The sequence below is a fragment of the Pseudomonas sp. BNK-7 genome, from assembly GCF_048072025.1.
Lineage (GTDB): Bacteria > Pseudomonadota > Gammaproteobacteria > Pseudomonadales > Pseudomonadaceae > Aquipseudomonas > Aquipseudomonas danubii.
Window position 1 is genome coordinate 4,338,718 of sequence record NZ_CP182252.1, and the last position, 12,460, is coordinate 4,351,177.

The window sequence follows — 12,460 nt, forward strand, 5'->3', positions numbered from 1 at the left end:
CGGCAGCGGCTACCGCCACGGCGATCACTGTAGCCGCTGCCGAAGGCTGCGAACGGCCCGCAGGGGCGCAAGCGTCCCGAGGGCGCTAGAGGTTCTTCGGGTGATAGCCAGGCAAGCCTGAACCTACAAGGCGTTGGGCAGGCGGACCTGGCCCGGCTGCAGGCCGAACACTTCGATACCCTCCGCCGTCGATTGGCCGACGCTCACCGGCAGCCGTTGTGCCGGCTGATCGGCGCTCGCCCGATATTCCACACTCATGCCATCTGCGCCGCGCTGGATCGCTGCCGGCGGGATGACGATTGCCTGATCGTTGCGGTAGGTGATGATGGTCAATCGCGCGCTCATGCCCAGGCGCACCCGCTGCAGTTGTTCCCGGGTCAGCGTGGGGATCGACAGGGTCACCGGGAACTGTGCGCTGGCGCCGCTGGCGTCGCCGGGCAGGGCCAGGCTGCTGACGATGTCCACCTGGCCATTGAGGCGTTCGCCATCAAAGCCGTCACCGAGGATTTCCACGCTTTGGCCCTGACGCAGCTGGTTGATGTCCAGCTCCGAGACCTTGCTGACGATCTTCAGTTGCTCGATGTTGGCCAGGCCGAACAGGGCCTGGCCCTGGCCGACCTTGCTGCCGGTCTGCACCGGGCCCGAGGCCCCTGCCGAGGCGATTTGGCTCAGGTTGACGCCCGGCGCCGGCACCACGATGCCGGCAAACGGCGCGGTGACGTCCTTGCCCGCCAGCAGAGCGCGCAGGGCTTCGTATTTGACCGTGGCATTGGTCAGTTCCATCTCGGCAATCTGCCGGTATTCGCCCTTGCCCTGATCCAGGGCCTGTTGCAGCTCGCCCTGGGCCGCGCTCAGGTCCAGGCGCTGGGTCTGCAGTTGTTGGGTCAGGTCGTCCAGTTCGTTGCGGGGAATGATGCCCCGGGCAAACAGGCTCTGGCTTTCACTGAGCTTGCGCTCGGAATTGCTGACCGCCATCTGCGAGGAACGCAAGGTCCGCCGGGCACGGGTGACCTGGGCGCTGTTGTTCCAGTCCTGCAGTTCCTGGACGCTGCGTCGGGCCTTGAGCTGGACCGACAAGGCTTCGCGCAACTGGATCTCGATCAGGCTGGGGTCCATTTTCAGCAGGGTCTGGCCGGCCTCCACCCGTTGGCCCTGTTCCACCAGGTTGGCCAGGACAATGCCGTCGAACGGCGCGGTCAGGCTGATGGTGCGCTGGGGTTCGATCTTGCCCACCAGGCCGATCTGATGAATCAGCGGCGCACTGCTGACCTCGATCCAGCGGCCCTTGTCAGTCGCTGTGTGGTCCGGGGCGTGGTAACCGATCAGGGCCACGCCGGCCAAGGCCAGCACCACCAGCGCCGCTCCCCCTTGCAGGTAGCGTTTGCGCGAGCTTTTCTGCTCAGTAGTCATTGAGCGCAATGTCCCAGGTCTCCAAGGTCGTGCCCAGGGTCAGGTCCAGTTGGGTCTGGGCGTTGAGGTAGGCGATAAGTGCGTTGAGGCGGGCGTTTTCACTGGTGCGCAGGTCGCTTTCATAGCTCAGCACCTGAAAGTTGCTGGAGCGTCCGGCGCTGAGTTTCTCCCGTTCGATCTCCAGTTTGCGCTTGGACAGTTCCACGGCGCGCTGGGCAATTTCATACTGGCGCCAACGGGTGCCGAGGTCGCGCACCACGTCATTGACACTGCGCTCCAGGGCCTGGCGGGCATCGGCCAGGACCAGCGCCTGGTTTTCCACGTCGACCCGGGCGTGGACTTCCGCCTGGCGGGTACTGAGGTCGCCAATGGGGATCTGCACCTGGACCCCGGCATAGCTGTCCCAGGTCCTGCCCGCGCCATTGCCGCCGTCGTTGTCGTAGCGGTTGCGCACCTGGTTGGCACCGGCCACCAGGGACACGTCCCAACGGCCCTGGTCCTTGGCGATCACCAGGTTCAGATCGGCCTGCTGGCTGCCGAGCAAGGTCGCCAGGTAACTGGGTTGCTGGAGCTGGGCCAGGCGCAGGGCGTCCTGCTGGTCGATGTTGATCCTGGCGGCCTCCAGGGCGTCGCTGGCGCGAATGCGCGTGGACAGGTCCAGGGCCAGCAGCCGCAGCAGCGACAGGCGATTGATGTCCACCTGATTGCGCGCTTCTTCGACCCCCAGTTCCTGGCTGGCGATATCGGCTTCGGTCTGCACAATCTCGAACTCGGCCATGCGCCCGGCAGCGATCAGCGCCTTGTTCACCTGGAGCAGGGCATTGGCGCGCTTGAGGGCATCCTCGACGATTGCCAGCTGTTGCTGGGCCCGCAGCAGCTCGCGGTAGGCGCCGATGATGTCGCTGATGGTCTGCGCCACGTTGGCCTTGAGGTTGAGGCGATAGGCCTGTTCGTTGATCCGCGCCAGGCGTAGCGGCGCGGTGGTCACATCCCAGCCGGCGCCCTTGAGCAGGGGCTGGATAATCGCCAGGTCGAGGCCGTCGCGTCGGTAGTAGCCGGCCCGATTGGCATTGCTCAACTCTTGCCGCCAGGCCATGTTCAAGCGGGTGCCGTACTCCCCCAGCAGACTGGAACTGGGCGTGAGCATGGCGTTGCGTACCCCGTCGTGGCTGCCCTTGTTGGCCTGATAGGTGCCACTGAGGAGCAGTTTGGGATTGAAGGCATCTTCCGAGACCCGCAGGTCGAACTTTTGCGCCACGCGCTGCAAGTAGGCGCTGCGAATCCCGCGGTTGTTGCGCAGGCCCAGGTAGACCGCGTCGGCGAGGGTCAGGTCGGTCTGCTGCTGGCTCAGCAGGACGCTGCGTTCATAGCCGCTGTGCAGGGTCGGGGCTGACGCTTGGCGAGCCACATTCATGTCCTGGGAGGCGGCGTGCCCCAAGGGGCTGATCAGCCACAGCAGCAACAGCCCGGCGCGTTGGCGATCATTCATCGCGCAGCGCCTCCACCGGTTGCAGGCGCGAGGCCGAGATGGCCGGGTACAGGCCGAAGAACAGGCCGATCAACAAGGTGCTGCCGATGCCCAGGGGCAGGGATGCAGAGGCCAGGGAAAACTGCCAGCCGGAAACCCGGGCATAGAGGTAGGCGGCGCTCATGCCCAGCACCGCCCCGGACAGAGCACCGACCGCCGTCAGGGTCACGGCTTCGAGCAGGAACAGGTTGCGGATATCCCGGCGCCTGGCGCCCAGGGCCATGCGGATGCCGATCTCGCGGCGCCGTTCCGAGACGTTCATCAGCATCACGTTCATCACCCCGACCCCGCCCCCCACCAGGGAGATGCCCCCCAGGGCCATCAGCAGGTAACCGAAGGTGCGGCTTTGCCGGGTCATGCCGTCGATGATCTTTTGCGGTATCTGTACTTCCACGCCCCGTCCCGGTAGCTGTTTTTTCAGCGCATCGCCCAGGGCCGTGGCCAGTTGGTTCATGTCCTGGGAGGGAGCGGCGCGGGCTATCAGGTTGCTGATCTGCGCACTGGAGGATATTCGCCGCATGCCCTCCAGAGGTACGAACAGGGATTCGTTGGTCTGTACCGGGATCAGCACGGCAGCCGGTTGCGAGTGCAGGATGCCAATCACCTGGAACAGGTAATCGTTGATACGGATTCTGTCGCCCAGGCGCAGTGGGGCATGGGGCTGGCTCAGGGCCTGGGCCACTTGTGCCCCCACCACCGCGTAGGTTTCGGCGGCATCGAATTCCGAGAGGAAGCGTCCTTGCTGCAGTTGCAGGCGCATGGCGTCGTTCAATGCAGCGGTGCTGCCCACCAGGTTGGCGTTGGTGGTGCGTCCCTGGAACACCACCGGGCCGCTGAACAACGCCACCGGGGCGATGTGCAGCAGGTTGGGCAGGGCCTTGTACAGGGTGGCCAGGTCCAGCGCCGCCGGCATGGGCGTGCGCGTCCCCGAAGTGTCGGGGAACTGCACTGCCAGGGTGTCGGTGCCCATGTCCTGGAAGATGGCCGCGGCGTCTTCGGCGGCGTTATGGCCGATATTGATCAGGGCCACCACCGATGAACTGCCGATGACGATCCCCAGCAGGGCCAGGATCGAACGCTTGCCCAGGGTGCGCAGGCTGACCAAGGCCTCGTGCAGCAACTGGCTGGCGCTTTGCTCGACCTTGAGGCTCATGCCGGGCAGACCTCCTGGACCACGCCGTTGGTGACCCGGATCTGCCGGTCCAGGCGCTGGGCGATGCCCGGGTCGTGGGTGACGATGATCAGCGTCACCTGGCGCTCGCGGTTCAGCGACAGCAGCAGGTCCATGATCTCCTGGGCGGTATGGCTGTCGAGGTTGCCGGTGGGTTCGTCGGCGAGGATCACCGAGGGTTCGCCCACCAGGGCCCGGGCAATCGCCACCCGCTGGCGCTGACCGCCGGAGAGGTCCGCCGGGCGGTGGTGGGCCCGTTGCCCCAGGCCCACCTGATCGAGCATGTGCTGGGCGCGTTCCAGCGATTCACGCCGTGCCACTGCGCGATAGCTCAGGGGCAGGGCGACATTGTCCAGGGCACTGAGGCGCGGCAGCAGGTTGAAACTCTGGAAGACGAAGCCGATCTGCTGGTTGCGGATCGCCGCCAGTTGGTCGGGGCTGGCGCGGAAGATATCGTGCCCGGCAAAGCGGTAGTCGCCGTTGTCGGGCAGGTCCAGCAGGCCGAGGATGTTGAGCAGGGTGCTCTTGCCGGAACCGGAGGCACCGAGAATGGCGCAGCTTTCACCGGCTTCGATGGACAGGGAAACGTTCTTGAGAATGTGGAGCGGTTGCTCCGCCAGCCGATAGCTCTTGCCTATGCCTTGCAGGGAGATAAAACCTGGGTCGATTATCGTCGCTGTCATCGCTTACCGCGCCGGCTGGCTCGACTGAATGCTTGAACACTCCCACCGCGTACGGCTCGTGCAGCGGGGGTTCAGGGGCAACGCCAAGCTCTGGTTTTATTTATTATTTTAAAAAATTTGTTTGAATAGTAACTGCGTTCATCCTGGCGCGCCAGCTGTCTGAACCGGGTAATTGCGGGCTTTTTTCGGGATTTTTCGACCAGGAACCGGCGGGTCACAAAACGGCCTCGGGCCGCAGGGGACGTCCCTGGGACGCTTGCTTTTAGGGCTTCTCGCGGGTATAAAAAATCAAATTTTTTTTTAAAACACTGTTCGAACGGTCAGTTTTTCATCCCAGCAAAGGTTAGTCCTCCATGGTCGCCAAGAAACTCAGTGCCCCCAATGTCACCAAGACCCGACTGCTGGAAGCGACCGAGGCATTGTTCATCAAGTACGGCTACGACGCCGTGCTGCTGCGTCAGATCACCGAGCGCGCCCAGGTCAACCTGGCGGCGGTGAACTATCACTTCGGCGACAAGGATTCGCTGATGAAGGCCCTGCTGATGCAGCGCCTGGGCCCCCTCAACGATCAACGCCTGGAACTGCTGGCCAAATGTGAAGAGCAGGCCCAGGGACCGCTGGATTGCGAGACCCTGCTGGGGGTGCTGTTCGCCCCGGCCATGGGCCTGGAGCGCAGTGATGAAAGCGGTGGCCTGGAAGGCCGGTCGTTCATCCGTTTCCTGGGGCGGGTGTACAGCGATACCTCGCCGTTCATTCAGGAATACCTCAAGGAACACTACCAACCGGTGTTCGAGCGCTTCTTCAAGGCCTTCGCCCTGGCGCTGCCGGACCTGCCGCGCAACGAATTGGGGGTGCGCCTGCAGTTTGCCCTCAAGGCGATTTCCGGGGTGATGGCCGGCACCGAACTGCGCTTGCTGATGCAGGCCATGAGCCTGGGCCGTCCGGCCACCGACGCCGAAGTCATGGCCAAGCTGATCAGCCTGGTGTCGGCAGCGATTCGTGCGCCCATGCAGGACCCCGACTCCGAGCAGGCCCTGGAAAAGGTCTTGAACACTCAGCGCCTGATTCGCCAGCACAGCCAGTCCCAGGTCGGAATGATTCCTGTCTGAGGAGCTGCCGCTCCTGCCAGCAGCGCACCGTGCCGGCAGGAGCGGCAGTGTCATTCGAAGCATCAATATTGCTCAGGGCTGCGGCCGCCATGTGCCAGGTTCCGCTCCTCGCATCTACCCTGGAGCGCCCGGCATTCAGAATGAGCAGCCACAACGGGTCAATGCGCTGTTGCTGGATTTTCCGCAGTGACGGTCTCCTGGAGAACCTGCCCGCCCCATAGCAAGCGGGGTGGGCCGGCGAAGGCGGGCGGTCAACCGAGCATTTCCCGCATCCGGTGCCAGAGCATGCCCAGGGCCAGCAGCGGTGCGCGCAGGGCTGGGCCGCCGGGGAAGGTCATGTGTGGGACGGCGCTGAACACATCCAGGCCATGGCTGTGCCCGGCATGGATGGCTTCGGCCAGCAGCCGTGCAGTCCAGTGGGTGACATTCAGGCCATGACCGGAATAGCCCTGGGCGTAGTACACGTTGGGGTACTGGTGCAGCCGACCTACCTGGGGGAAGCGATTGGCGGTGATGCCAATCTTGCCGCCCCATTGGAAGTCGATGGCCACATCGTTCAATTGCGCAAATACCTTGAGCATCTTCGGCCGCATGTAGGCGCCGATGTCCGCAGGATCACGCCCTGAATAGTGGCAGGCACCGCCGAACAGCAGGCGTCGATCCGCCGTCAGCCGGTAGTAGTCCAGGCCCACTTTCTGGTCGCACAGCGCCAGGTTCTGCGGGATCAACTGTGTCGCCAGCGCCTCAGGCAATGGCTCGGTGGTGATGATGTAGCTGCCGGCGGGCAATACCTTGCCGCTCAGGCGCGGTTCCAGTTCATCCAGGTGGGCGTTGCATCCGAGCACCACGCTGGCGGCGCGCACGGTGCCTGTGGCGCAACGCACCTCGACGCGGTTGCCATGCACCAGTTCCAGCACCGGGCTCTGTTCGAAGATCCTCACCCCCAGGGAGGCCGCGACCCGCGCTTCCCCCAACACCAGCTTGAGTGGGTGCAGATGCCCCGAGCCCATGTCCACCAGGCCCCCGGCATACACCGGGGAGTCCACCACCTGATGCATGTCCTGAGGCGCCACCAGGCGGGTAGGGTGGCGGTAGCCCAGGCTCGCCAGATGCTCCTGTTCTGCCTGGAACGCCGCGAACTGGGCCGGGGTATTGGCCAGCTCGCAGAAGCCCCAGCGCAGGTCGCAGTCGATACCGTGCTCGGCGATGCGCTGACGCACCACGTCCACCGACTCGATCCCGGCATGCTCGAGGTATTTCACCCCTTCCTTGCCGACGTAGCGGGCAAAGCCGCTGACGTCGTGGCCAATGCCGCGGATCAGCTGGCCGCCGTTGCGCCCACTGGCGCCCCAGCCGATGCGCCGGGCTTCCAGGAGAATCACCGACAGCCCGCGCTGGGCCAGCTCGATGGCAGTGTTGACGCCGGTGAAACCTGCGCCGATGACACAGACGTCGGCGCTCAGGTCACCGTCCAGGGACGGATAGCCAGGCAGGCTGCCGGCGGAGGCGGCGTAGTAGGAGCGGGCATGCCCGGTGGCACTGCCAGAAAGGTTTGGCTGAATCATTTGTTGGACTTCACTTTGCTCCAGGAGCGGGTCATCAAGCGCATGATGGCCGGCGACTGGGTGGTGGAAATGTACAGTTTGTCGAGCACGTCCTGAGGCGGGTACACCTCGGGATTGTTCACCAGCTCGGCGTCCATGTACGGCTGTGAACCCGGGTTGGGGTTGGCGTAGCCGACGTAGGCGCTGACCTTGGCGATCACCTGCGGGTCCAGCAGGTAGTTGATGAAGGCGTGGGCTTCCTTGACGTTGCCGGCATCGGCGGGAATCGCCAGCAGGTCGAACCACAGGTTGCTGCCTTCCTTGGGAATCGAGTAGGCGATGTTCACCCCGTTCTTGGCTTCCTTGGCCCGGTTGGCGGCCTGGAACACGTCCCCGGAGTAGCCGAAGGCGATGCAGATATCACCGTTGGCCAGGTCCGAGACGTACTTGGAGGAGTGGAAGTAGGTGATGTACGGGCGCAGGGTCAGCAGCTTGGCCTCGGCCTTCTGGTAGTCCTCGGGTTTTTCGCTGCGCGGGTCCAGGCCCAGGTAGTTGAGCACCGCCGGGAACACTTCATCCGGCGAGTCCATCATCGACACCCCGCATTGCTGGAGCTTCTTCAGGTTTTCTGGCTCCAGCAGCACCGCCCAGGAGTCGATGTGGTCGATGCCCAGCACCTGCTTGACCTTGTCGACGTTGTAGCCGATGCCGTTGGTGCCCCACAGGTAGGGCACCGAGTACTGGTTGCCGGGGTCGTTCTGCTCCAGCAGCGCCAGCAGCTTGGGGTCCAGGTTCTTCCAGTTGGGCAACTGCGAGCGGTCCAGCTTGAGGAACGCGCCGGCCTTCACCTGGCGCGCCAGGAAATGGTTGGAGGGCACCACCACGTCGTAGCCGGTGCGCCCGGCCAGCAACTTGCCCTCCAGGGTTTCGTTGGAGTCGAACACGTCGTAGATCACCTTGACCCCGCTTTGCCCCTGGAAGTCGGCGAGGGTGGTCTGGCCGATGTAGTCGGTCCAGTTGTACACGCTGACACTGGGTTGTGCCTGGACGGCGGCGCTCATCAAGGCCGCCAGTGCTGCCGGGATCACTGTTTGCAAAAGACGCATGTCGACACCTCTTCGGGTTGTTTTTGTTGATTGCGGACTGCGGACAAATCAGACGCTGAGCAGCAGGAACTCACGCTCCCAGGAACTGATCACGCGCTTGAAGTTCTCGTGTTCGGCGCGCTTGACCGCCACGTAGCCGCGGACGAACTTGCGCCCCAGGTAGTGCTCGATGGTCGGGCAATCCTCCATGTGCGCCAGGGCGTCTTCGATGGTGATCGGCAGGCGCAGGTTGCGCCGTTCATAGGCCCGGCCTTCCACCGGGGCGCTGGGCTCGATGCCCTCGACCATGCCCAGGTAGCCGCACAGCAGGCTGGCGGCGATGGCCAGGTAGGGGTTGGCGTCGGCGCCGGGCAGGCGGTTTTCCACGCGCATGGCTTCCGGGCTGGCGGTCGGCACGCGCAGGCCGACGGTGCGGTTTTCCTCGCCCCATTCGACGTTCACCGGGGCCGAGGTGTCCGGCAGGAAGCGGCGGAACGAGTTGACGTTGGGGGCGAACATCGGCAGCACCTTGGGGATGTACTTCTGCAGGCCGCCGATGTGGTGCAGGAACAGCTGGCTCTTCTGGCCGTCGGCATCGACGAAGATCGGCTTGCCGGTGGCGATGTCCACCACGCTCTGGTGCAGGTGCATGGCGCTGCCGGGTTCGTCGGCCACCGGCTTGGCCATGAAGGTGGCGGTGACGTTGTGCTTGAGCGCCGCCTCGCGCAGGGTGCGCTTGAACACGGTGATCTGGTCCGCCAGGTCCAGGGCGTCGCCGTGGCGGAAGTTGATTTCCATCTGCGCCGGGCCGTCTTCGTGGATCAGCGTGTCCAGGTCCAGGCCCTGGGCTTCGCACCAGTCATAGACGTCTTCGAACAGCGGATCGAACTCGTTGGCGGCATCGATGGAGAACGACTGGCGGCCGCTTTCCGCGCGACCGGAGCGGCCCAGCGGGGCCTTGAGCGGCAGGTCCGGGTCTTCGCAGCGCTGGGTCAGGTAGAACTCCATTTCCGGGGCGACGATCGGCTGCCAGCCCTTGTCGGTGTACAGCTGCAGCACTTTTTTCAGCACGTTGCGCGGCGACAGCTCGATGGGGTTGCCGAACTTGTCGAAGGTGTCGTGGATGACGATGGCGGTGGGTTCGATGGCCCAGGGCACCAGGTAGATCGATGACGAGTCGGGGCGGCAGACCATGTCGATGTCCGCCGGGTCCAGCAGTTCGTAGTACAGGTCGTCGTCGACAAAATCCCCGGTTACCGTTTGCAGCAGGACACTTTCCGGCAGGCGCATGCCGCGCTCGTGCAGGAACTTGTTGGTGGGCGCGATCTTGCCGCGGGCAATGCCGGTCAGGTCGCTGACCACGCATTCGACTTCGGTAATCTTGTGATCTTTCAGCCAGGAGGACAGCTGATCGAAAGGGGCGTTCATAAAGACCTCGATGATTGTTCTTGTCTGCTCCGAGGTGAGCGGGAGTATCCCGGCAAGGCTTCCCCTGCGGCGCATTGGCGACTATCTTGGGCGAGCCTTGTTGTTCCATCTATCCACTTTAAGCAGTACCAAAGCGCACCAAAAGAGTGCGCAAGGTCCCCCGATGACAGCGTCCAATCCGCTTCAGGTTCAAGCGTTCAACACCTTCGATGTCGCCGATCAGATCCGTGCCACCCCGGGTTGGGTGCAGCACTACCAGCAGATGTCCCCCGGGCATTTCAACGGCCTGGTGCGCTACCTCGACCTGCAGGGCGTGGAGATCTACGAGGAGTACATGAACACCCGGGTCGAGCAGAATTTCAGCGCCCCGCAAGGCGCCCTGGCGTTCTGTTTCGACCGCAGTGACAACGCCCTGTACCTGCTCAATGGCGAGAGCCGCAATATCTGGATCACCCCGGAGAACTACCAGGAAGTGGCGGTGGTGTTCGGCCCGGAGTTCGTCCAGGGCCAGTGCCTGGGGCTGGAACGCCTCGACGGCCTGTTCATGGCGCCGCTGGGCAGCCAGCAGAACGCGCTGTTCTGTCGCTGGCTGAGCGCCACCTTGACCCGCCTGTCCCAGACCTTTGACCCACCCAGCCGCGAAGCCCTGACCCAGCAACTGCTGGACGACTGCCTGTACATCCTCGACAACGCCTGCGTGCGCCTGGACCCGGGCGGCCTGCAACGGCGCAGCGAAGAGCGGGTGATCATGCAGCGGGTGGCGCAATGGGCGGCCGACGTCCCTGAGGAAACCCTCAATCTGCTGGAGCTGTCCCAGGTGGCCGGGGTTTCCCTGCGTCAGTTGCAAAGCGCGTTCAAGGCCTTTACCGGCATGGCCCCCAGCCAGTGGCTGCGCCTGCGCCGGCTCAACAGCGCGCACCGCGAACTGCTCAGCCGCGGGCCCAGCGAGACCACCGTGGCCGAGGTGGCGATGCACTGGTCGTTCTGGCACCTGGGACGGTTTTCCAGCAGCTATCGGGCGCTATTCAAGGAGTTGCCCAGCCAGACCCTGAAACGTCGCCCGAGCTGATCGGCAGCACTGGCCGCAGAAACTGGTTTGCCAGCGAAGAGGCCCGCAAACCCTGCATCACTCTCAGCCGTCGTCGGCAAGCCGGCTCCTGCAAGGCGCTGGGCGGCCGATTCGCGAAAGCGCCGGCAGCGCTCTATTCTCGGTGTGGGCTGTCTTCCTGGGGCGTGCAATGCTTGAAACCATCGACCTGACCAACGCCGCCGCGGCCCTGGGGATCGGCATGCTGGTGGGCCTGGAGCGCGAGCGGCGCAAAGGGCAGGGGCCTCAGCGTGGCAGCGCCGGGTTGCGTACCTTCGCCATCACCGCGCTGTTGGGGTTCATCGGCCAGCGAGTCGGCGGTCCGCTGCTGTTGGCCTCGCTGGCCATTGCTGTGGCCGGGTTGGTGACGGTGGCCTATTGGCGCAACGAGCAAGAGGACCCGGGGGTCACCAGCGAAGTGGCGCTGCTGGCGGTGCTGATCCTCGGGGCCTTGTGTGGCACGGCACCGGAGCTGGCGCTGGCCATCGCCGTGGTCATGACCGCCTTGCTGGCCTATCGACAGACACTCCATCACTTTGTGCGCAGTCAGTTGAGCGACCGGGAAATCGCCGACGGTCTGACGCTGCTGGTGGCGGCGCTGGTGATCCTGCCCCTGGCGCCGGATCGTTTCATCGGCCCCTATGAGGCGTTCAACCTGCGCACCATCGGCACCCTGACCGTGTTGCTGATGGCGGTTGGGGCCCTGGGCCACGTCGCGGTGCGGACCCTGGGCGCCCATTACGGTTATGCCCTCAGCGCCGTGGCGTCGGGATTCGTTTCCAGCACCTTGACCATCGCCTCCATGGGCCAGCGGGTCGCCAAGGCGCCCGGGCAGGTCAGGGTTCTGGCCGCCGCGGCGCTGCTGTCCAACCTGGCCACGGTGACCCAGATCGCTCTGATCCTGGTAACGGTCGACAGCGCACTGCTGCAAACCATGTGGCTGCCCCTGGTGCTGGGGGGGCTCTGCACCGCGCTGTATGCCGCTTGCCTGGTGTTTCCCCGCAGCCAGCCCAGCAGCGTCGAACCGGTCAGCGACAAGGGCGCGTTCAATCCCAAGCTGGCCTTGATCGTGGCCCTGACCATGAGCGCCATAACCTTCGCCTGTTCGCTGATGCTCAATTACTTCGGGCAGTTGGGCCTGATGTTGAGCGCCTTGATCAGCGGCTTTGCCGATGCCCATGCGTCTACGGCGTCCATTGCTTCGCTGGTCAAGTCCGGGCAACTGCCCGGCAGTGCCATTGGCAGCGCGGTGATGCTGGCGGTCAGCAGCAACTCCCTGAGCAAGTGCATGCTGGCGGCCCTCAGCGGTGGATGGCGCTTTGCGCTGTACGTCGTGCCCGGGCAGGCGCTGCTGACCCTGGCGATGTGGATCGGTGTCTGGCTGCCATAAGCGGCTGCCGGGTCGAAAAAAAGCC

Annotated in this window: 10 protein-coding genes; 3 read left to right on the forward strand and 7 right to left on the reverse strand. The window is 64.5% G+C overall.

Annotated features, from left to right (window positions below; all coding sequences use genetic code 11):
* Positions 1–123: 123 nt before the first annotated feature.
* From ACMGF8_RS20105 to ACMGF8_RS20120, 4 genes are read right to left on the reverse strand one after another with little or no spacing between them, the layout of a single operon-like run.
* A complete protein-coding gene (locus tag ACMGF8_RS20105; RefSeq protein ID WP_115579998.1) occupies positions 124–1,410 on the reverse strand; it encodes an efflux RND transporter periplasmic adaptor subunit in 1,287 nt (428 codons plus the stop codon).
* Complete coding sequence (locus ACMGF8_RS20110; protein WP_102865095.1) at positions 1,400–2,899, reverse strand: TolC family protein; 1,500 nt, start codon at positions 2,897–2,899, stop codon at positions 1,400–1,402. Before ACMGF8_RS20110 ends, ACMGF8_RS20105 begins: the two co-directional genes overlap by 11 nt.
* On the reverse strand, positions 2,892–4,091 hold the full coding sequence (locus tag ACMGF8_RS20115) for an ABC transporter permease (protein ID WP_115579999.1): 1,200 nt from the start codon (positions 4,089–4,091) through the stop codon (positions 2,892–2,894). Before ACMGF8_RS20115 ends, ACMGF8_RS20110 begins: the two co-directional genes overlap by 8 nt.
* Positions 4,088–4,792 carry an ABC transporter ATP-binding protein gene (locus ACMGF8_RS20120; RefSeq protein ID WP_250330245.1) on the reverse strand — a complete coding sequence of 235 codons (705 nt, stop codon included), beginning with the start codon at positions 4,790–4,792 and terminating at the stop codon, positions 4,088–4,090. The genes ACMGF8_RS20115 and ACMGF8_RS20120 overlap by 4 nt, the downstream gene beginning before the upstream one ends.
* Before the next feature lie 353 nt (positions 4,793–5,145).
* Here ACMGF8_RS20120 and ACMGF8_RS20125 point away from each other — a divergent pair, with 353 nt between their 5' ends.
* Positions 5,146–5,901 (forward strand): TetR/AcrR family transcriptional regulator, encoded by a 756-nt coding sequence (locus ACMGF8_RS20125; RefSeq protein ID WP_207167879.1) that lies wholly within the window; start codon positions 5,146–5,148, stop codon positions 5,899–5,901.
* A 251-nt stretch (positions 5,902–6,152) separates the two neighbouring features.
* On the opposite strand, the gene ACMGF8_RS20130 is transcribed toward ACMGF8_RS20125, so the two are convergent.
* Genes ACMGF8_RS20130 through ACMGF8_RS20140 form a run of 3 tightly spaced genes read right to left on the reverse strand, consistent with a single transcriptional unit; the run spans position 6,153 to position 9,958 of the window.
* Complete coding sequence (locus ACMGF8_RS20130) at positions 6,153–7,466, reverse strand: NAD(P)/FAD-dependent oxidoreductase (protein ID WP_102865091.1); 1,314 nt, start codon at positions 7,464–7,466, stop codon at positions 6,153–6,155.
* Positions 7,463–8,551, reverse strand: a complete 1,089-nt coding sequence (locus tag ACMGF8_RS20135; RefSeq protein ID WP_102865090.1) for a polyamine ABC transporter substrate-binding protein — start codon at positions 8,549–8,551, stop codon at positions 7,463–7,465. Before ACMGF8_RS20135 ends, ACMGF8_RS20130 begins: the two co-directional genes overlap by 4 nt.
* 48 nt (positions 8,552–8,599) lie before the next feature.
* Complete coding sequence (locus tag ACMGF8_RS20140) at positions 8,600–9,958, reverse strand: glutamine synthetase family protein (RefSeq protein ID WP_207815128.1); 1,359 nt, start codon at positions 9,956–9,958, stop codon at positions 8,600–8,602.
* Between the two features lie 163 nt (positions 9,959–10,121).
* On the opposite strand from ACMGF8_RS20140, the gene ACMGF8_RS20145 reads away from it, so the two are divergent.
* Together ACMGF8_RS20145 and ACMGF8_RS20150 are read left to right on the forward strand one after the other, a co-directional pair.
* A complete protein-coding gene (locus tag ACMGF8_RS20145) occupies positions 10,122–11,027 on the forward strand; it encodes a helix-turn-helix domain-containing protein (protein WP_416757005.1) in 906 nt (301 codons plus the stop codon).
* Positions 11,028–11,196: 169 nt separating this feature from the next.
* Positions 11,197–12,435, forward strand: a complete 1,239-nt coding sequence (locus ACMGF8_RS20150; RefSeq protein WP_416757006.1) for an MgtC/SapB family protein — start codon at positions 11,197–11,199, stop codon at positions 12,433–12,435.
* Positions 12,436–12,460 lie beyond the last annotated feature (25 nt).

What these genes read in the sequence shown, in the direction of transcription:
- ACMGF8_RS20105 (WP_115579998.1), bottom strand. Translation starts at nt 1,410, where the DNA reads ATGACTACTGAGCAGAAAAGCTCGCGCAAACGCTACCTGCAAGGGGGA.
- ACMGF8_RS20110 (WP_102865095.1), bottom strand. Translation starts at nt 2,899, where the DNA reads ATGAATGATCGCCAACGCGCCGGGCTGTTGCTGCTGTGGCTGATCAGC.
- ACMGF8_RS20115 (WP_115579999.1), bottom strand. Translation starts at nt 4,091, where the DNA reads ATGAGCCTCAAGGTCGAGCAAAGCGCCAGCCAGTTGCTGCACGAGGCC.
- ACMGF8_RS20120 (WP_250330245.1), bottom strand. Translation starts at nt 4,792, where the DNA reads ATGACAGCGACGATAATCGACCCAGGTTTTATCTCCCTGCAAGGCATA.
- ACMGF8_RS20125 (WP_207167879.1), top strand. Translation starts at nt 5,146, where the DNA reads ATGGTCGCCAAGAAACTCAGTGCCCCCAATGTCACCAAGACCCGACTG.
- ACMGF8_RS20130 (WP_102865091.1), bottom strand. Translation starts at nt 7,466, where the DNA reads ATGATTCAGCCAAACCTTTCTGGCAGTGCCACCGGGCATGCCCGCTCC.
- ACMGF8_RS20135 (WP_102865090.1), bottom strand. Translation starts at nt 8,551, where the DNA reads ATGCGTCTTTTGCAAACAGTGATCCCGGCAGCACTGGCGGCCTTGATG.
- ACMGF8_RS20140 (WP_207815128.1), bottom strand. Translation starts at nt 9,958, where the DNA reads ATGAACGCCCCTTTCGATCAGCTGTCCTCCTGGCTGAAAGATCACAAG.
- ACMGF8_RS20145 (WP_416757005.1), top strand. Translation starts at nt 10,122, where the DNA reads ATGACAGCGTCCAATCCGCTTCAGGTTCAAGCGTTCAACACCTTCGAT.
- ACMGF8_RS20150 (WP_416757006.1), top strand. Translation starts at nt 11,197, where the DNA reads ATGCTTGAAACCATCGACCTGACCAACGCCGCCGCGGCCCTGGGGATC.